The organism is Shewanella sp. Scap07 (assembly GCF_013394145.1).
Lineage (GTDB): Bacteria > Pseudomonadota > Gammaproteobacteria > Enterobacterales > Shewanellaceae > Shewanella > Shewanella waksmanii.
Map to the genome: position 1 here is coordinate 3,507,546 of NZ_CP041329.1, position 19,794 is coordinate 3,527,339.

Sequence of the window (19,794 nt, forward strand, 5' to 3'; positions counted from 1 at the left end):
CCTAATGCTGATGTGAATGCTCAACCGGCTTAACCATTAGCTCGGTGTCATTATGATAATAACGTTCAATTTGTTGCGCGTTAAGTGCATACCCCATAGTCACCGGCATTTTACCATCCACTAGCTGGACATTTTCAGTCACTAGTTGAGTTTCAATCACCCCTTCAACCCACACAGGATATTGCACATTTTGTACCTCGAAGCCTTCAGGGTAACTCAATTTTATCACCTGGTTGGCTGGCGGAGGTGGCATATGAATACACGCCCCCGCATAGGGCATAAGCAAAAACTCCGTCGCTTTTACACCATTAAACTTGGTCGGTACCACGAAGCCTGACAATCGAACAAAGCGACCATTGAACTGCGGATTGAGTGCCTCTGCTTTACGTTGCTCCACTTGCATGTATTGCGTTCTTGCCGCTAAAGCTGCCGCGACATCAATACCTTGCTCAGCTAGTTCAGCGGTAATACTCTGTAACTTCTCTTTTTCAGCATTGCTGGCTTGATCAGACAATAAAATAACCTGAGCTAACAATCGCTTTTGTTGTTCAGTCACGTCAGGCAGAGTCACCGTTTTCTCATTTGTATCTGGCGCTAAAGCAGACCAACTAACAGCCAAGGGCTCAGCAAAACTCAAGGCACTAAAAACACTCATCAACCATACTAATCGTTTCATAATTTACCTACAAAAAAGGCAACCTCGCCAGATTGCCTTTGGGCCACAAGATGACAAAGTTATAGGGTGTTCTTATAGATGACACCGTCTTTCATAATGATTTTCATGGTTTCAATACCATCGCGTTTCGGCGCGTCAAACCATTTCTCATTCGCACCGATCACCGATAAATCTTCAAGCGGGTTACCATCAACAAGCAATAAATCTGCGTAGGCCCCTTCCTCAACCACCCCAAGTTTTCCTTCGTAATAAGGGTCTAACACCTCTCCTGCTAGCTTAACGATCTCACCATTTACTGAAGTCATTGAGATCAAGGTATAATGAGGGCCGAAAAACTTACCACTTAGATAAATTGAGTGGTCACCTTGTTGTTCACAGGCCGCTACGCCGCCTACGCAATCAACATGAAAACCCAGTTTAGGTCGATACTTGTTAACATTATCGATGTAATTACCAAACGCCGCCTGCGCTGTTTTGGCTTTTCTCGCCGATGCCGGATTAGAGTTAATTGCTTCAATCTGACCTAAATAAGGTGAAAAAGCGGTCATATTGGTGGTCATATAAGCATCATTTTTTTTCATCGCTTTATACACATCTTTATCAAACATAAACGCATGCTCTAACGTTTTAACCCCACCTTCTAGGTTACGCAGCAACGACACTTTACTGTAGGCATGGGACATGGCATAGGAGCCGTACGCGTCAGCGACTTCTACAGCTGCTTCAATTTCTTCCAACGAATAAGCATTAAGCTGCCACGGGTCGAACGATGATGCGACCCCACCGCTCGACATCAATTTAATTTGTGTCGCCCCTTGCATATAGTTTTGTCTTGCGCAGGCTTTAATATCACCAATACTATCCGCGGTGCAGCTCATACCTAGCCGACCACCTGATGAATTACGACCATAAAATGTTTCGTTTGGCGTGGTAAAATTGCGAAAGTCGGCATGGGAGCCGGTCGGACCAATAAATGCACCAGAAGGGTAAATACGTGGGCCCACTAACTCACCACTATCGATGGTTTTCTTAAGGCCTGCGCCCATGCCACCAGCATCGCGCCAAGTCGTAAATCCAGACATAAGCGCTGACTTTGCCCGAGCCGCAGAGCGAGCGGCAAGCTCTTCCCAGTTACGGTTGTTTTCAATATCTGGCAGCGACGAACCATTCATCTGCAAATGACCATGACCTTCGATTAAACCCGGCATTAACGTCATGCCTTGGCCGTCAATTACAGTGGCATCGACAGCACTAATAGATTCTGCTGATACTTTAGCGATTTTGTTGTCGACCACCAACACATGGTGATTTGCCATCAACTCATCATCTTTGCCATCAAACACATTAACGTTAGTGAATAAGATTGATGCGGCTTGTGTGGTAAAAGCCATAGAGCAAGATAGTGCCACAACACTGAGTTTTATTGAGCAGTTTTTCATTAATTGCACCTTTTAATTCCATGCTTGACGCCTAGCGCCTAGCTACATATTCCATGGGGCTAATAAGCTTTACAAAACAGGTACTTTACCATTGTAGCTTAACAACTTTTTGTTAACCCCTATTAACTTAGAACGAATATTCCCATGGTTCAAGGTGCAAAAATAGCCATTTGACGACACTTCAAAATCAAGCTGTCGATGAGGTTAACGACAGGAGCGGCGGTACTGAGTGGGCGTCATTTGCATTTGTCGTTTAAAGGCGCGGGTAAAATGAGCGGCATCTGAATAACCCATCTTGCTTGCGATACGAGTGATGTGAATGGACTGACACTTAAGCAGATCTAAGCACTGTTCTAGCACCATAGATTCGATCAATTCACTATACACAGCTCCCTCTTTAGCGAGCTGACGCTGTAAAGTCCGAATATTCATGTTTAATATCTCGGCCGCAAGTTTAATCGGCAGCTTTCCTGTCGAGGTATAAGGTTTAATGGCGTACTTAAACGATTCTACAAACGAGCTTGATTTGATTGCTGGCTCGGTCGCATTTGCTGGGTGGGTAAATTGTGTTGGTAAACTGATAGCAGACAACATGACATTGGTCGGGATAAACAAGGCGGTCACTGGTCTAGCGGCATAAAACTGTACTTGGCTAAACCCTGGCAGTTGATTAAACTCGGCAACAGAGTCTGCCTGCACCCCCACCTCTTCAGGTTGCCATGCTCCGCGGGTTAGTTCGCTTATCAACTGCGACATAAACACCACCGAAAACAGTTCGGCATATTGAAACCAGCTTTCTTGTTGGCCGCGCTTCTCTCTCACAAACCACCATTTTTCGCCCGCATATTGAGTATAAACCTTCGCATCGGTTGAATGCTCTGTGAGTATCAAGGCAAATTCATCAAGGGCAGCTTTAAGCGAAGTTTGCTGCGTCAATTTACTGATAAACTTAGGTATATAAACGTGTTTACAAGCACTGGTGATCAGTAACGTAAACTCTGCCAAGCAGGTTTGCTCACCAAGCAATCGAATTAAATTCTTAACTGTGACTTCAGGTAAATAGCGATAGTCATGCTCACTACTATAAAGATCGTTGGGGATCTTCGCTGCGCGCAGTAGCGCCAATAACTCACTGTCTAACGCGTCAAACAAGCCAGCAAAGAAAATGACATCTTCGCGTTTAACTAATTCAATAATCGCAGAACCCACTGAGCATTCCTCGTCTTCACGGCACAAGCTACTTCCATTAGACATGACCACTATTTCTGTCAAATCAGTATATCAGCCTACTCGGGCGCGTTGTATCGAGTCAAATGCAGCCCACTGCACGGCCCAACAGTGAGAACTGCGATATTACCGACATATTTAAGCTGGCTGGACCATGTTGCTAAAACTGCAATATGGTATAATTAGCGATTAGGATTGCGTAAGTACACTGGTAATATCAATACCGAAGACTAAGCCGCAATTAATCTATCTTTAAATAGGCAATTTTGAGTCATGGCATTACTAATCGACGACAGCTGTATTAACTGTGATATGTGTGAACCTGAGTGTCCCAATCAGGCGATCACTATGGGGGAAGAGATCTACGAGATTGAACCCGCATTGTGTACAGAATGCGTGGGTCATTATGATAAGCCTACCTGTGTTTCAGTTTGCCCCATTGACTGCATTGACCCCGACCCTGACCATGCTGAATCTGATGATGAGCTCCTGGTTAAGTATCACCTTATTACCGGTAAGCCCGTTCAGTAATATCACGCCCATTTGCTGCTCATCACTCAGCTAACCTTGATTGCCTTAGCGTCTTTTGCCGCGGCCAGCACGACGTTTTGCCCGCTGCTTTTGGGCTGCGCGGCTGTTTTTACCGCTGATAACCGGTGCTTTCGTTAAGTCAGGTTCAAACCCTAGCTCCCACTGCTGGGGTAAACGTTTATCCAATAGCGCTTCAATTTCTTCCAGTAACAATTGATCCTCGTCACTGTATAGCGTCACCGCAAGCCCAGATTTGCCAGCTCGACCGGTACGGCCGATGCGATGTACGTAGTCGGCAGCAACAAAAGGAAATTGGTAGTTGACCACAGTCTGCAAGTTAGCAATATCAATACCGCGGGCCGCCACATCTGTTGCGACGACGACCGATAGAGTATTGGCTTTGAAGTCAGTGAGCGTTTGCTCTCTAAGCTGTTGGGATAAATCCCCATGGAATGCAGCCGCCTGATGACCTTTGCCAAGTAACTGCTTTACTACCTCATCAACTTCAATCTTTTTACGACAAAATACCAATAACTGCTGCCAACCGTGCTTGGTGATAAGATGACTAAGCAGGTCAACCTTTCTATCGTTATCGACTGCGTAAACTTGCTGATGTATCTCGGCAGCGGTTAGCTGTTGCTGCTCAGTTTCTATGTGTTGCGGTGAATGCATCATTTTGCCGGCAAAGCCACTGACTTTACTGGCTAACGTCGCTGAAAATAACATCGTTTGTCGCGACGTTGGTAAGTGCTTAGCAATGCTACGTAGCTCGTCATGAAAGCCCATATCAAACATGCGATCCGCTTCATCAAACACTAAGGTTTGTAAGGTTGACAGCTTAACCGCACGGCGATTAATCAAATCTAACAAGCGCCCCGGCGTGGCGATGAGCACTTGGGGCTGCGCCTGCAGCTGCTGCTTTTGTTTATCAATACTGACCCCACCGTACACCACACAGCTTTGCAGTGATAATGAACTTAATAACAGTTCAAATTGCTGCGCGACTTGTACTGCCAGCTCTCGCGTTGGCACTAACACCAGCGCCTTAATGCCTTGGCTGTCGCCATCATCAGCTATCAATTGCTGAATAATGGGCAGCGCAAACGCCAGAGTTTTACCACTGCCAGTTTGGGCCTTAGCCAGCATATCTTTGCCGGTTAAAGCCACAGGAATCACCAATGATTGAATCTCTGTAGGCTGCTTAAAGTCGGCTTGATTTAGCAAAGTAATAAGCTGAGGGTTCAATGATAACGATGCAAAACTCATGATGGACAACCATTAATAAAATCAGTCGCTAGTATAACAAAACTAATGCTTAGGACGATCACGCTTTAAGACTTGATAGATTAATTACCGAGATTTTTTACACTTAAGCCAACTTAGCATATGCTTAGGGCATAGCTAAGATACTTATCGACGCCGAAGGAGCAACTATGGATGAGCGCCGTCAGTTTTCGCGAATACTATTTGACGCCAATGCCTATCTGCAGCAAGACCAGCAAACTTGGTCTACAACCATTATTGACCTTAGCCTAAACGGGGCATTGGTGCAGTTACCGAGTGATTTTGATGCCAGTGATGCACCAATAAAGCTTGGCTTTACTTTGCCAGGCTCTGACATTGAGGTGTCGATGCAAACCAGTTTAGTGCATCGAAAAGATCAACAATTGGGTCTAAAATGCCTACATATCGATATTGATAGTATCAGTCATCTGCGCCACATGTTAGCGCTGAATTTAGGCGACGCATCATTACTCAACCGAGAGCTAACCCTATTCATTGAGGCCCACGAGAATAACTAACAAAAAAGGCTAAGCAATAATGCTTAGCCTTTTTGCTGCGAGCAATCTGTCTGTTTATAGCGCTTCTAATGCCTGAGACAATTTAGTCACCCCAATCACTTCCATACCCTGCGGGGGCTTTTTAGGCACATTCGCTTTGGGCACTATCGCGCGTTTAAAACCATGTTTTGCCGCTTCTGTTAACCGCTCTTGACCATTAGGCACCGGACGGATTTCACCAGATAACCCCACTTCACCAAACACCACTAAGTCCCGGGCCAATATATCGCCTCTAAAACTGGACACCATTGCTAATAACAAGGTTAAATCAGCACTGGTTTCGGTCACTTTAACGCCACCCACCACATTTACAAACACATCTTGGTCGGCCATCATTAAGCCACCATGACGATGCATCACAGCCAACAGTAATGCTAAGCGATTCCCATCAAGACCTACGGCCACACGCCTTGGATTGGCCATAGCCGAACTATCGACTAGCACTTGTAACTCCACCAGCAATGGCCGCGTGCCTTCCCAAATCACCATCACTAACGAACCTGACACATCTTCCTCACCGCGAGACAAAAAGATAGCAGAGGGATTGGCCACTTCTTTCAGTCCGCGCTCTGTCATCGCAAACACGCCGAGTTCGTTAATCGCACCAAAGCGGTTTTTGTGCGAGCGTAAAGTGCGGTAGCGGCTATCGCTATCACCTTCAAACATCACCGAGCAATCAATACAGTGCTCTAACACCTTAGGCCCGGCGAGACTGCCATCTTTGGTGACATGGCCTACCATGATAACGGCAATACCATGTTGTTTAGCAAAACGGGTTAGAAACGAAGCTGACTCACGCACTTGCGATACACTGCCTGGAGAAGACTGCACATCACTCATGTGCATCACTTGAATGGAGTCGACCACCATCAGCTTAGGTTTTTCTTGCAGTGCGATTTCGCAGATCTGCTCTACACTAGTTTCTGACAACATCCGCAGTTTACTGGTGGGAAGACCAAGACGGTTAGCCCGCATCGCCACCTGTTGCAGTGACTCCTCACCGGTAACGTAAAGTGCGTTCATAGTCTCAGCTAGCTGACATAAGGTTTGGAGCAACAAAGTACTTTTACCCGCCCCTGGATGACCACCAATCAATATGGCTGATCCCGGTACAATGCCGCCACCGAGTACCCGATCAAACTCCTTAAAACTGCTCGATATGCGGGGTAATTCGTTAAGATCAATCTGATCCAGTGTTTGCACCTGCTTGTCCGTGCTACCTGCGTAACCACTAAATTTCGCTGTGCGCGCGGTAGTTGCTGGACCTAAGCGTACCTCAGTAATGGTATTCCATTCTTGGCAGGCACTGCATTGCCCCTGCCATCTTGGGAAATCTTGACCACACTCATTACACACATACGCTGTTTTGTTTTTTGCCATAACTTTGAGCTACTCATCGACCTTATTTGAAGAACTTGAATGCGACCCGCACAGTCACTGAACAGACCTGTTGCTATATTTGCTAAGCAACACTGATTTTGTCAGCAAAAAGATGTAAATTAATGCTTATTAAGTAATATATACTCAACCACTATCAAGTTGCCCTGTGGGCTGCCGACATAAGATTAACAGCCACTCACTCAATTAGCATCCAAAAAGACACAATCAATGAGCTTAGAACAACATAGCGCCCTGATAGAACAACTCAAACCTCTGTTAATGGAAACAGACTTCGATGAGTTGTTTGAAAGGCTCACTGCCAGTGAGTCTAACTCAACGCGCTTTTTGTTAAAGATGGAGCTCAAACGTATTGCCGCGGCCTGTACCCGAATTATCGATCTGCGCGACAAATCTGAATTGCCCTGCTTTGAAGTCAAAATGGGCAAGCAGACCCACTTTTTAGATGAACCAGCCAAGGTTAAATTTGATGAAGCGGTGGCCTTGTATCAAGACAACTACACTTTAGGTGTTTATGAGCAAGTCCTCGAAGCGCATAAACAGCGACGGCTCAAACTGCGAAACCTCAATCAAAGTAACGATGCAGGCATTACACCTTATGTCGCTAACGGCGTGGTATTAGGCAGTTTTTTCAATCGCAGCGAAGAGCGAATGAATTATGCGATTCGTATCTCTGTAAGCCAAGATGGTCGCAATGAACTCAGTGGCGTGACCGCCGATCTGTCAGTGGGTGGGGCAAGGATCCGTATTCCCGCGGCCCATCAATTTGTTGCCGATAAGCCGATACGGGTGAAACTACTCGGACTCAGTGATGAATACTACGATAAGGACTTGCAGCAAGGTATTGATTACCAGATTGTTGATAGTGAGAAAAACCCTGAACATTGTTGGTTTCGATTAAAGCGGTTGAGTGGCTCTGAAGGCTTGGCGAAAATGTTAGGCAACCTAATTCAAGGCTATAAATTTCGCTACAAAGTCGACATCAACGATGTACTCACCGCTGCAATAGGCTTGGGATTCGAGCGTCATTATCTGCCGCATTTGCCACACTTACCTTTGTATGTCGAGCAGATAGAAGATAGCGGATTTCAAATCACCCACAAGCTCTTAAGCCGCGACAATCAAGCAATTCAACAAGCGTTTCAAGACGAGAATGAAATTAGCCAGCTGCCTAGCATGCTAACTCCAGCGCGTTTAAACCGTTTGCTGACCAAAACCGACAACCCAGACCACAGCTTGTTTTTCTGTTTTACCTTTCAAACAAAAGGCTGCATCTTTTTTTACTCAGCCAGTTTAGCTGAGTTGAAACAGCAAAACCTGTTAGCGCTGTTTTTGGGCTTCGGATGCACTAAATCTTCGTGGCGAGTATTCAAAGTCGCTCAGCACAAAATTGACCATCAAAAGTCCTATAAATCAAGTATGCTGCCCGGCGACGACAGTCGCTACTCTTCGTTAGTGGAATCTCAACTGCAGCGATTCAGCCATGTGCTACAACTGATCGATCTCACTAATGAAGACCAACAGGCGAGCTACCAGCAATGGCAGCAGTATAGTAATGAAGCCGCGAATGCCCTCAAACCATTTGGGCAGCCTAAATGCAAAGCCAACTCTATAAAATTACTGTCACTGCAATTTACCGAGCGGCGTAATGAAGCCCGCTTTTCATTTAAAACCTATGTCAAAGTGAGCCAAGGTAAAGTGGTCGCTGAAGGGTTTACCCAAGATATATCCAGTAAAGGACTGCAGCTGACCGTCGCTGAAGCGGCAAATTTTGACACCACTGCACCAGTGATGCTGAGCTTTCCCAAGCTACAAAGTTTGGCGGGAAAAACTAAGCTTAGCCAACTGCCCTATCGCTTAATTCGCACTCGGCGCAACGGCGTGACCATGCACTTAGCCGCGATGATGGGCCACACCCCCCATGTCGGGGTGGAGTTTCTCAATAAGCTTATCATCCAAAATCGCGATAAATTGGAAAAGCTAACCGAGGCGAACAGCGATAAAAAAGAGCTGTCTGATGGCTTAAAAAATTTATTGATGCGCCAGCTGGGCCCAGTACCTTACTTTATTGAAAAAACGGCTAAATCAATGCAGTTAACCACGATTGGCCTAAGTCAACAGCGTAATGAAGTTAGCGACATCTTCGCTGCATCAGCTGCAGACACCTTACAATACAATCTAGAACCACTGCTCAGTCACAACCGTTTAAAAACAGACTTTATTGAGCCTATCAGGCAGATGAAGCCACAACATGGCTTGGACTACTTCGAGGTCTTTGTGCAAATATCCCGTCAATCTCAGGGGCAGATAAAAGCGAAATGTTTGCAGCCACATTTAATCGGCGACAGTGACGCACAGGTACACTTTATTAAGCAAAGCCAGCACCTAGGTCGCTTTATGGCATTAAGAATATATCGCGGGGCTACCGGCAAGCCCGATCTTAATTACATCAGACGTGAATTGGCCTACATTAATGTTCATGCGCAACATAAAGCTAAAGAGCTAGAGCGTCGGTTATGGCGTATAGTTGGTGTAGGTGAACTACTAGAAATCACCCAAGAAGTGCAATTGCGTTACCCGACTTTATACCAAGAATTGGTTAATGCCCCCCTAAAAACCCAAACCGCATAATTAAGACAATACGCTGATTTTAATATATTTTTAAATCATCACTGAAACTTCACCGTCGACTCACCGCAATTTCCCCAAAGTGAGCTTTGCAACAAAATACAAGCTGCTAAGGTGGCGTTATTGTATTTTACCTAGGAGTTATCACGATGAAAAATATTGCCTTAATCGGGCTTTTGATTGGCTTATTATATGGTTTACTCGCCTTTCCCTGCATGGCTGCCCCCGTAGACGAGAAATCATCTATCGCCGTGAGCCGCCCGCTTATCTCAGGGCAGGTATTTAGCCACTACTCGAGCGCTTTTGACGACACCCGACGGGTAATGATAAGCCTGCCGGAGCGTTACCATTTGCATGAAAAACGTCAATATCCAGTGCTATATGTCATCGATGCTGATTTTCAATTTCAACATGTCTCCGCTATCGCTTTGCACTTAGCCCGTATGGGCAAAATTGCCCCGATGATTGTTGTCGGTGTGGCTAATCAGGGAGACAGCGACTACCTATACTCGACAACTTGGCCGGTAGAAGGTGAACAAGATTTTGGGGGAGCACAACGTTTTCAGCAATACTTGAGCGAGGAGCTACTGCCACTCATCAACCAGCAATATCGCACCAATCAACAACAGGCACTGGCAGGCTATTCCCTAGGTGGCTTATTTAGCTTATACAGCATGATGCAAACCAAGACGCCATTTAACGCATTTTTGGCAATGAGCCCCAGTATTTGGGTTGATAATTATGCGCTCCCTTCGCTGATTGAGCCCCTACTTAAACAAGATAAACTTACAGGACCACTATTTGTCTCGGTGGCGAACGAGCAAGATATGGGCGTGGATAAGCTAGTGGCTAAGTTAGACGCCATTCCAAATCAACTGCAGTGGCAATTTAAGCAATATCCACAAGAGAATCATTTTACCACCGCGCTCCCTGCCTTATATGACGGTTTACAGTTTCTGGCACCAAACTACGGTGAACTCAGTGATGGTAGCGATCTTGTAGCAATGGGGGATTATAAAGTGGTCTTAAATCGATTTAAGCAGCAGCAACGTCATTGGGCTGGTTTTGAAATCGAATGGTTACATGCCTATCAATTTGCGAAGTACCTGTCTTGGTCAAAGCAGTATGACTCGGCGCTTGAAGCATTAGCACTCGCACGCAAATTGTTCCCGCAATCTGCTACCACACTCTGTATTGAACTAGCCAAAGGAGCACTGATTCGCAAGCAACAGCCACTGGCAACACAACTGCTAGATAGCTGCGAAGCTCAGGGGCAGTCGCGGCCATTTTGGCATTTGCAGCGGGGTAAGCTCTATCAAGCCGCAGGAGATGCAGACCTTGCTAAGCAGCATATCCAGCAGGCCAAAACGTTAGCGCAGCAGTATCAGTTAGCCAGTTGGGAGATATGGGAACTGGCTAAGTAGTTGTCATATTGTGGGCTGAGCAGTTTTCAAAATACGGGCTAAGCAGCGATTGGGACTTAGCCACAATTTTGGTACCACTGCTTAATGCCCACAAAGTGATCATTAACGGCGTCTTTGTGAGTTAGCATTTCAGCATGGCCATAATCATGTTTGTAACCGTCGCGTTTTGATAACAAGGTTTGTTTCACATCTCCAAACTGACACTCTTGCACCATGCGACTGACATCTTCTGGATGGCCCAGCACACGATCCCCCCGCCCTGCAATAAACCAAGTTTTGGGCCAACCGCCACGCTGTGCTACTTGCTTAGCAGCCTGCGCGTAATCGAAGCCATCATCAAAATCGATCCAATCGCCTCTTACCCACTCTATGCTCTGGCGCAGTGATGCCCGAGTTTCATTGTCCATACCCAAACGCCACCTGTCTGCGGCTAAATAACCGTGTCGTTTTGCGATGAGGGGCGCGACACGATTCCAAGTCACATCGACCATCAGCCATTTTCTCAACGACTTCACTTTAATCGTTCGTTTGGTCCCTAGTGTTAGCAGCGAAGCAACGCTGGATTGAATAAACTCAAAGCGGGCTATGGCGCTCGTCATCAATACGCCACCCCATGAATGCGCGCACCAATGAACTTTACTCGGCGCTTGTTTTAACGGGTGATTTGCCAGCTTCTGCTGATGCTTGGATAAAATAAAATGCTGCACCAGCGGTAACTGTTCACGAATGACCTCGCCCTGACCATGGCGCTCTCCGCCAGTCAACTTGGGGGTACTCAAACCACGACCTAAAGTATCGAGTACATAAACAATATAACCTGCTTGGGCTAGATAGCAGGCCAGGCCTTTACCTGAGTCACTGTAGAACACGCGGCCGTTGGACATCACACCGTGCAACATCAAAATGGGAGTCTTTTGATAGTCGGCATTAGCAGGCATCAACTGACGTACATGCAGCGCGCCTGATTGATAAGGTAAATAGTGAGAAACTTGGGTAACAACAGGGCTATTAGACACAAGACTAAGTAATCGAGAATTTGACTCTAAATTACTTAGCCTTGCTGATGAAAACAAGAGTAATTACTCAAACAATTAGCGTTAAAACAACGACATTCTGAACTATGTTAGAAATTCAAAACGTTAACTCATGATATTAAACGTTAAATTTATTTACCTGTGCGCAGTAAAAATGGCAATGCACGTAAATCTAAACTGTCTATCGCCAAATCAGCCGCTGCTTTCAACTTAGGTTTGGCATGAAATGCAAAACCACAGTCAGCTTGATTAATCATGGGAATATCATTGGCACCATCACCGATAGCCAGCCGCTGACCAGCAGCTATCTGCCATTGCTGGGCACAATGCAGCACTGTATCGGCTTTAAACTGAGCGTCGACGATTTGGCCCGTCACCTCACCGGTCAATTGACCATTTTCAATCACCAACTCATTGGCATAAGCTGCATCTAAATCCAACAGTTGCTTGAGATGACCCACAAATGGCGTAAAGCCACCGGAAGCTAAAACCAGTCGCCACTGATGTTGTTTTAGAATTTTTACCATGTCGGTTAAACCTGGCATTAACGGTAATTGCTGGCATAAATCATCAATTATCTGGCTACTTGCGCCTTGCAATTTTGCCACTCTGGCGCGCAGGCTCTGCTCGAAATCAAGCTCACCTTGCATGGCTTGCTCAGTCACCGCAGCAACCGCTTCACCGACGCCTGCCATGGCGGCTAACTCATCAATACACTCTATTTCAATGGCGGTAGAGTCCATATCCATCACCAACAGACCAGGCTTATCTAATCGCGGCAGTGGCTGGTTTAGCACATAGCCCTCAACCCCCTTGTTACTGTTAAGCGATGCTACTGCTTGGGGGGAAAACGGCTGCTCACTACACACCTCAATGCATTGTAGGTCAGTATCACGTTGTACTACGGCAACAGAAACCGCCCCTAAGGCCATGATAAACTCATTAATTACGGCGTCAGAAACGTTCGATTCAAATACAATACGACAACAATGTTGCTGCTCTGAATACTGCCATTCTTGATGGCGATTAATCGCCACACCAGCAAATGACGCAGCGGTTTCATCGTTACGCATTATCCAGTCAAACAACGACTTAGAACTCGAACTTTCCATGGGCTATCAATCTCCGGCTATCGGCTTTGCTCATAATCAATTATGATTAAACAAACCCGTTTATTTTTAGGTACAAAGTGTTTTTTTTAACAGGCCTTAGAAAGACTCACCGAATAACCAGACTGGTCCAAATTGCCATTGCTGTTACTCTGATGGTCGGCCTTTTTCAATTATGGGAAACAAGCCTACTACAAGGGCAGCAGCTTCTAAAGTCCCAAACGGAAAAGATGGCACGATTATTAGTTCAGCAAACTGCGTATGGCGCGACTCCGGCGCTACAGCTGCAAAATGATGAACAATTGCAATGGCTAACCCAAGCCTTAGTGCAAGATCCTAAAGTGATGGCCGCCACCATTTTCAGCGAACAAGGTCAGCGCTTGTCTTTTGCTCAAAGTGTCACTGATGAAGATTTAGAGGCTGATTCGCAAGCGATGATAGATGCGCTCGCCGCCTATCCACCTTATGTTGAAGCTGTGAGTCAAGACGGTAACAACCTTGGGTTTATTGAAGTGAGACTCGCACCCAAGCTGTTTTTTAATGAGATCAAAGAAGCCCATCAAATCAATATGCAGCAGCAACAAATGATGCTTATTATTGCTGGGATTATCGGATTATTACTCTCTAGAGCACTGTCATTTAAACGGGCTGATTTTGACCGCCGTAAAACCCGAGTGAAGTTACGCAAACGTCCCGCCAAGAGCAAAACAAGCAAATCGAGTTAATCAGTAGCCAAAAAAAACGGGCCATGTGGCCCGTTTTTTTTATGACAGTGCATATTACAGAGTAATAGCGGCGTCGAGTGTCATTTCGATCATTTCGTTGAAAGTGGTTTGACGCTCATCAGAAGAGGTCTTTTCACCCGTACGAATATGATCCGATACAGTAACAACGCACAGTGCTTTCGCGCCAAACTCTTTGGCTACACCGTATAGGCCAGCTGCTTCCATCTCAACACCGAGTACATCCATTTTTTCCATCACATCAAACATTTCTGGATCTGGAGTATAGAAAAGGTCAGCAGAGAAAACGTTACCGACGCGATACTTAGTGCCTTTTGCATCAGCCGCTTTAACGACAGCACTTAATAGGCTGTAATCACAAATAGCAGCGAAGTCTTGGCCTTTAAAACGCAGACGGTTAGTTTGTGAATCGGTACACGCGCCCATACCAATAATCACGTCACGCACTTTAACGTCAGTGCTGATCGCGCCGCAAGTACCAACACGAATAAGATTTTTAACGCCGTAATCTTTGATTAGCTCAGTTGCATAGATAGAGCAAGATGGGATACCCATACCTGAACCCATCACAGAGATACGAGTACCTTTATAAGTACCAGTAAAACCTAGCATGTTACGAACATCAGTCACTTGCTCAACATTTTCTAGGAATGTTTCAGCAATATATTTTGCACGTAATGGATCGCCTGGAAACAGAACGGTATCTGCAAACGCACCATCAACTGCATTAATATGTGGTGTAGCCATCGATTTAACCCCTTTTGGTAGACTTTTGTCTTTTTATAAATGGCGACCAAGTTAGCCGCCAAAGTTTAAATTCGTTATTGAACTATGGCACTAAATAAATGATTCGCCATATTCCATTGGCTCTAAGCCAAAGTAACTCGCTATTGACTGACCCATGTCAGCAAAACTCTTACGACGACCAAGTGAACCAGCGGCTAGACCAGCGCCATAGGCAATAACCGGCACATGCTCACGTGTGTGATCAGTACCAGGCCAAGTGGGGTCGCAGCCGTGATCGGCAGTCAACAGAAGTAAATCATCTTCACCTAAAATGGCCAGCATCTCGGGTAAGCGCGAGTCAAAGTATTCCAGCGCTCGAGCATAACCGGCAATATCGCGACGATGACCATAGTGAGAGTCAAAATCTACGAAGTTGGTGAAGACAATCGTTCTGTCACCAGCTTGTTTAACTTGCTCTAGCGTGGCATCAAACAGCGCTTCTAAGCCGGTCGCTTTTACTTTTTGAGTAATACCGCAATGGGCATAGATATCGGCAATTTTACCGACACTAACCACTTCACCGCCATCGGCAGCCAGCTTATCAAGCACGGTTTTTGCTGGCGGCTCTACCGCATAATCTTTACGGTTACCGGTACGCGCAAAATCATCAGGGCCAGTGCCAACAAATGGACGCGCAATAACGCGGCCAATATTATACGGCTCTAGCTCTTCACGGGTGATTTGGCACAACTCATAAAGCTTCTCTAAGCCAAATGTCTCTTCATGACAGGCAATTTGAAACACAGAATCTGCAGAGGTATAGAAAATTGGTAAACCGCTGCGCATGTGCTCTTCACCCAACTCTTCTAAAATAGCGGTACCAGACGCGTGGCAATTGCCAAGAAAATCCGTTAACCCTGCACGAGCAAGAATTTTATCGGTTAGCTCTTTTGGGAATGAGTTTTCTAAATCGCTAAAGTAGCCCCAATCATATAGCACTGGTACGCCAGCCATTTCCCAGTGACCACTGGGAGTATCTTTTCCTGAACTCAACTCTTCGGCGTGACCATAGGCACCAATCACCTCAACGTTGTCAGCAAAACCCGCAGGAAACTGACCCGTGCTCTCCATCGCAGCATGAGCTAAACCCAGTTTAGCCAGGTTTGGCAATTTCAATGGGCCTTCACGTCCATCATTGGCTTTACCGTCCGCACAGGCCTGAGCAATATGGCCAAAGGTGTCTGAACCCACATCGCCAAATTTATCAGCGTCGCCTGCGGCGCCAACACCGAATGAGTCCATCATCATAATGATTGTACGTTTCATAACATTACTCCGTTAGAGATCCGATGCGCGTATATAGCGATAAATCTCTGGTGTTTGTTCAGGTTTTGCATCACCGACATGAATGGCTGCTTTAACAGCACTTGCCGCTTCTTCGAATGCACTTTCTGATTGCGCATGAATCATGGCAATCGGCTTATCCATAGTGACTTCATCACCTAAGGCAACCATATCTGTTAGGCCAACACTATAGTCTAACGCATCACCTGGTTTACGACGTCCGCCACCTAAAGTGACGACAGCCAGTCCTAACTCGCGGGTGTCCATTGCGGTAGCAAAACCGCTACGGGCTGCATACACAGGTCGGACAATGGCAGACTTAGGCAGGTATTTATCATAGCTCTCAATGAAGTCCACTGGACCACCGAGGCCGGCAATCATTTTGCCAAAGATTTCGGCAGCTTTACCGTTATCTAATACTTGATTAAGTTTAGCGCGTGCTTCGGCTTCATTGCTAGCAATGCCGCCCAATACCAACATTTCTGCACATAACCCCATAGTGACGGCATAAAGACGCGGATTACGGTAGCGCCCAGTGAGGAAATCAATCGCTTCTTTCACTTCTACCGCATTACCCGCACAGGAAGCTAACACCTGATTCATGTCGGTCAGCAACGCAGTGGTTTTAGTTCCTGCACCATTAGCCACCGCAGTGATACTGCGAGCAAGTTGTTCTGATGCTTCATAGGTCGGCATAAAAGCACCACTACCCACTTTGACATCCATGGCTAATGCATCTAGGCCTGCGGCAAGTTTTTTCGACAAAATTGAAGCTGTGATAAGTGAGATAGACTCTACCGTTGCGGTATTATCACGAATAGAATAGAAACGTTTATCTGCGGGAACAAGATCACCAGTTTGGCCGATAATCGCCACACCCGCTTCCTTTACAACCTTTCTGAATAGCGCGCTGTCAGGTTCTGTTTGATAGCCAGGGATAGCATCAAACTTATCTAATGTACCGCCAGTATGGCCTAAACCACGGCCGGAAATCATTGGCACATAACCACCGCATGCGGCAGCCATGGGGCCAAGCATCAAACTGATGACGTCACCAACACCGCCAGTACTGTGCTTATCAATGATAGGACCATCTAAGCCTAAGCTCTGCCAATTAAGGACGGTACCAGAGTCACGCATTGCGGTAGTAAGTGCAATACGCTCATCCATGTTCATATCATTAAAATAAACCGCCATACCTAACGCTGCGATTTGTCCTTCTGAAACACCGTTGGTGGTAATACCGTTAACAAAGAACTCGATTTCCTGTTTTGATAACGCTTCACCATTACGCTTTTTACGAATAATCTCTTGAGCTAGAAACATGCTACTGCCTCCTAACTTGTCACTAACATCCACTATTAGTGACAAATTTTGGTCTAAGGCGCCAAGACCTGTAATTCAATTACAATATGATACGCAACTCTCGACGCTCGCTGTTAGATTTAGATCACGATTTACTAAATTAGTAACCTTGTGGTCCTTTAGGTGCATCACCTAGATCTAACGTGTGTAGCAAGTTAACTAGCAAGCTAGACGCGCCAAAACGGAAAGTGCTTGGCGTCGCCCAGTCAGCCCCTAATAATCGGCTGGCAACACCTAAAAATTCAGCTGCAGCGGCTGCATCACGTACGCCACCAGCAGGCTTGAAGCCTACTTTTGTATTCTTCTCGCTGATCACTGTCATCATGATCTCTGCGGCTTCTAAAGTCGCGTTAACCTTAACTTTACCCGTTGAGGTTTTAATGAAGTCAGCACCGGCGTCGATTGACAGTTCTGATGCTTTACGGATTAAGGCGGGATCGGCTAACACACCTGATTCAATAATCACTTTTAGCAATACGCCTTCACCGCACGCTTCTTTACATGCTTTTACAAGCTCGAAGCCGACAGTTTCGTTGCCTTCCATTAATGCGCGGTAGGGAAATACCACATCCACTTCATCTGCACCGTAGGCAACCGCCGCACGGGTTTCGAGTACTGCGATAGCAATATCATCATTACCGTGTGGGAAGTTAGTAACAGTGGCGATTTTTATCTCTTCACAACCCATCTCATTCAGGGTTTTACGCGCGATAGGAATAAAGCGAGGATAGATACAAATTGCTGCGGTATTACCTGCTGGCGTTTGAGCTTTATGACACAGTTCAATGACTTTTTGATCAGTATCATCGTCATTAAGTGTGGTTAAATCCATCAGCTCAATGGCTTTTTGTGCAGCTTGTTTGTGAGTAATATCGTTCATAGTGCTCTCCGTAACGTAATTCAAAAATTAGTCTATAAATTCACGTAAGGCATATGCTGGAGCTGGCATTGTTTTGATTATTGTTATGGCCGGGCCTTCAAGCTATGCCGTAAACGTTGAATGACCAGCGTCGCCAGTAAGGCGATAACTGCCAAAACAACATTCATAATTCAGGTATTCAATGAGATGTAACTATAGCTGACATCTACATCCTGACACTGGGTCACGACTTGAATCCATGAAGACCGGGAAGGGAGCAGTACGCATAAATTCAGTTATGCAATTTCTACCTTTCCGCGAAAAGTCCATTTTAGCGCGTATAAAATTTAACTCTTACTTAAACAGCATAATTCAATTTATCGCATGCTTAAGTAAAAATTAATAGCCTCTAAATGTAAAGATTCCTTATCAAGGAGTAGAGAGCCGTATTGCTACGGCTCTCAAGTACAATTAGAAGTTGTACTTAGCAGAGAAGATCGCTGCGTTTTGGTAAGCTTCAGAACCTAGCTTGTTGTGAGCATAACGGTACTGGATACCAAGAGTGAACTTAGAAGTCGCGTTCCACCATAGTGCTACTGCACCATTTAAGCCGTAGTCAGCGTTATCGTTGTAACCGTACTCATCTGCACGAGCAAATTCGATTTCATTCCAGTTAGTGATCATGAAATCTTGGTCTGCTAGCTTGAAGTTATAACCAAGTACCCAACCACCCATTGCACCGTTGAAACCAGCGCCAATGAAGTTGTTGTGAACATAGTGAGCACCTAGGAAAGGCTTAACCCATAGGCCGAAATCAGTGTTGATATCGTAGCTAAGACCAACAACTAGGTTTTGCTCGTAGAAACCTGAAGAATCAGCAATGCTATATAGCTGACCGTAGTAGTTCCAGTTGCTTTCGCCGATGTTTACCGCAACAGTACCTTTGGCAGCGATACGGAATGCTTCAGCAGCATCTTTAGTTGAATCGTAACCCCAGTCACCTTTAGTTGGGTTTTCGAAATCGATAAAGCCGTAGACATCACCCCAGTCGTAACCAGCGCCACCTTCAACTTCGATATATACGAAATCTTCTTTACCACCGTTAGTACGCTCAGTAGTACCTTCAGACCAGTCAAGGTAGTTTACCGATACGTTGGCAAAACCATAGTATTGCTCTGCTGCTACAGGTGCAGACATCGCTGCTAAAGTCGTTGCCGCTAGTGCTAACATTTTAACGTTTTTCATCATCAACCCCATTGTTTATGGCTTCGCTGCTCTTTTCGAGTCAGCATTCTTTTTTTGTTGGCGCCGCATTGTACTCAAATTCACTGAAATCTCAATATAATTCGACTAAAAATGCGAACACATTATCTTAACATTCGAACAAACATCTGATTTCTGGTTAAATTTTAACTTATACCGCTATCATTCGACGCTTGCTAGACACAAC

The 19,794-nt window shown here is 45.7% G+C and carries 17 protein-coding genes; 5 read left to right on the forward strand and 12 right to left on the reverse strand.

Features of this window, described 5'->3' with window-relative positions:
• Position 1 precedes the first annotated feature (1 nt).
• The 3 genes from FLM48_RS15345 to FLM48_RS15355 form a co-directional block, all read right to left on the reverse strand.
• On the reverse strand, positions 2 to 676 hold the full coding sequence (locus tag FLM48_RS15345) for a DUF3299 domain-containing protein (RefSeq protein WP_179025237.1): 675 nt from the start codon (positions 674 to 676) through the stop codon (positions 2 to 4).
• A 59-nt stretch (positions 677 to 735) separates the two neighbouring features.
• Positions 736 to 2,115 (reverse strand): amidohydrolase family protein, encoded by a 1,380-nt coding sequence (locus FLM48_RS15350; protein ID WP_179025238.1) that lies wholly within the window; start codon positions 2,113 to 2,115, stop codon positions 736 to 738.
• Positions 2,116 to 2,319: 204 nt separating this feature from the next.
• Complete coding sequence (locus FLM48_RS15355; protein ID WP_218645305.1) at positions 2,320 to 3,369, reverse strand: AraC family transcriptional regulator; 1,050 nt, start codon at positions 3,367 to 3,369, stop codon at positions 2,320 to 2,322.
• A gap of 246 nt (positions 3,370 to 3,615) precedes the next feature.
• Here FLM48_RS15355 and FLM48_RS15360 point away from each other — a divergent pair, with 246 nt between their 5' ends.
• Positions 3,616 to 3,873, forward strand: a complete 258-nt coding sequence (locus FLM48_RS15360; RefSeq protein ID WP_028774530.1) for a YfhL family 4Fe-4S dicluster ferredoxin — start codon at positions 3,616 to 3,618, stop codon at positions 3,871 to 3,873.
• 45 nt (positions 3,874 to 3,918) lie between these two features.
• On the opposite strand, the gene FLM48_RS15365 is transcribed toward FLM48_RS15360, so the two are convergent.
• A complete protein-coding gene (locus tag FLM48_RS15365) occupies positions 3,919 to 5,139 on the reverse strand; it encodes a DEAD/DEAH box helicase (RefSeq protein WP_179025239.1) in 1,221 nt (406 codons plus the stop codon).
• A gap of 167 nt (positions 5,140 to 5,306) precedes the next feature.
• Here FLM48_RS15365 and FLM48_RS15370 point away from each other — a divergent pair, with 167 nt between their 5' ends.
• On the forward strand, positions 5,307 to 5,675 hold the full coding sequence (locus tag FLM48_RS15370) for a PilZ domain-containing protein (protein WP_028774532.1): 369 nt from the start codon (positions 5,307 to 5,309) through the stop codon (positions 5,673 to 5,675).
• A 54-nt stretch (positions 5,676 to 5,729) separates the two neighbouring features.
• Here FLM48_RS15370 and radA read toward each other — a convergent pair whose 3' ends face one another.
• The gene (radA, locus tag FLM48_RS15375) at positions 5,730 to 7,094 is read right to left on the reverse strand and encodes a DNA repair protein RadA (protein WP_179025240.1); all 1,365 of its coding nucleotides are present in this window, start codon (positions 7,092 to 7,094) and stop codon (positions 5,730 to 5,732) included.
• Positions 7,095 to 7,322: 228 nt separating this feature from the next.
• Between radA and FLM48_RS15380 the strand changes: the two genes are divergently transcribed.
• Complete coding sequence (locus tag FLM48_RS15380) at positions 7,323 to 9,743, forward strand: PilZ domain-containing protein (protein WP_179025241.1); 2,421 nt, start codon at positions 7,323 to 7,325, stop codon at positions 9,741 to 9,743.
• A 146-nt stretch (positions 9,744 to 9,889) separates the two neighbouring features.
• Positions 9,890 to 11,164, forward strand: coding sequence for an alpha/beta hydrolase-fold protein (locus FLM48_RS15385; RefSeq protein ID WP_179025242.1), 1,275 nt, complete (start codon positions 9,890 to 9,892; stop codon positions 11,162 to 11,164).
• Positions 11,165 to 11,220: 56 nt separating this feature from the next.
• On the opposite strand, the gene FLM48_RS15390 is transcribed toward FLM48_RS15385, so the two are convergent.
• A complete protein-coding gene (locus FLM48_RS15390; RefSeq protein WP_179025243.1) occupies positions 11,221 to 12,180 on the reverse strand; it encodes an alpha/beta fold hydrolase in 960 nt (319 codons plus the stop codon).
• 149 nt (positions 12,181 to 12,329) lie between these two features.
• Positions 12,330 to 13,310, reverse strand: a complete 981-nt coding sequence (serB, locus tag FLM48_RS15395; RefSeq protein WP_179025244.1) for a phosphoserine phosphatase SerB — start codon at positions 13,308 to 13,310, stop codon at positions 12,330 to 12,332.
• 77 nt (positions 13,311 to 13,387) lie between these two features.
• Between serB and FLM48_RS15400 the strand changes: the two genes are divergently transcribed.
• The gene (locus FLM48_RS15400; protein WP_179025245.1) at positions 13,388 to 14,032 is read left to right on the forward strand and encodes an AhpA/YtjB family protein; all 645 of its coding nucleotides are present in this window, start codon (positions 13,388 to 13,390) and stop codon (positions 14,030 to 14,032) included.
• A 54-nt stretch (positions 14,033 to 14,086) separates the two neighbouring features.
• Here the strand turns inward: FLM48_RS15400 and deoD are convergent, their stop codons facing one another.
• From deoD to FLM48_RS15425, 5 genes are all read right to left on the reverse strand, one after another.
• Positions 14,087 to 14,797: a purine-nucleoside phosphorylase gene (gene deoD / locus FLM48_RS15405; protein ID WP_028774539.1), complete on the reverse strand. Its 711-nt coding sequence runs from the start codon at positions 14,795 to 14,797 to the stop codon at positions 14,087 to 14,089.
• Positions 14,798 to 14,887: 90 nt separating this feature from the next.
• A complete protein-coding gene (locus FLM48_RS15410) occupies positions 14,888 to 16,102 on the reverse strand; it encodes a phosphopentomutase (RefSeq protein ID WP_028774540.1) in 1,215 nt (404 codons plus the stop codon).
• Between the two features lie 12 nt (positions 16,103 to 16,114).
• Positions 16,115 to 17,446: a thymidine phosphorylase gene (deoA, locus tag FLM48_RS15415; protein ID WP_179025246.1), complete on the reverse strand. Its 1,332-nt coding sequence runs from the start codon at positions 17,444 to 17,446 to the stop codon at positions 16,115 to 16,117.
• Positions 17,447 to 17,585: 139 nt separating this feature from the next.
• Entirely contained in the window at positions 17,586 to 18,365 is a 780-nt protein-coding gene (deoC, locus tag FLM48_RS15420) for a deoxyribose-phosphate aldolase (protein WP_179025247.1), read from the reverse strand.
• A 450-nt stretch (positions 18,366 to 18,815) separates the two neighbouring features.
• The gene (locus tag FLM48_RS15425; protein WP_179026395.1) at positions 18,816 to 19,589 is read right to left on the reverse strand and encodes an outer membrane protein OmpK; all 774 of its coding nucleotides are present in this window, start codon (positions 19,587 to 19,589) and stop codon (positions 18,816 to 18,818) included.
• Positions 19,590 to 19,794: the final 205 nt, after the last annotated feature.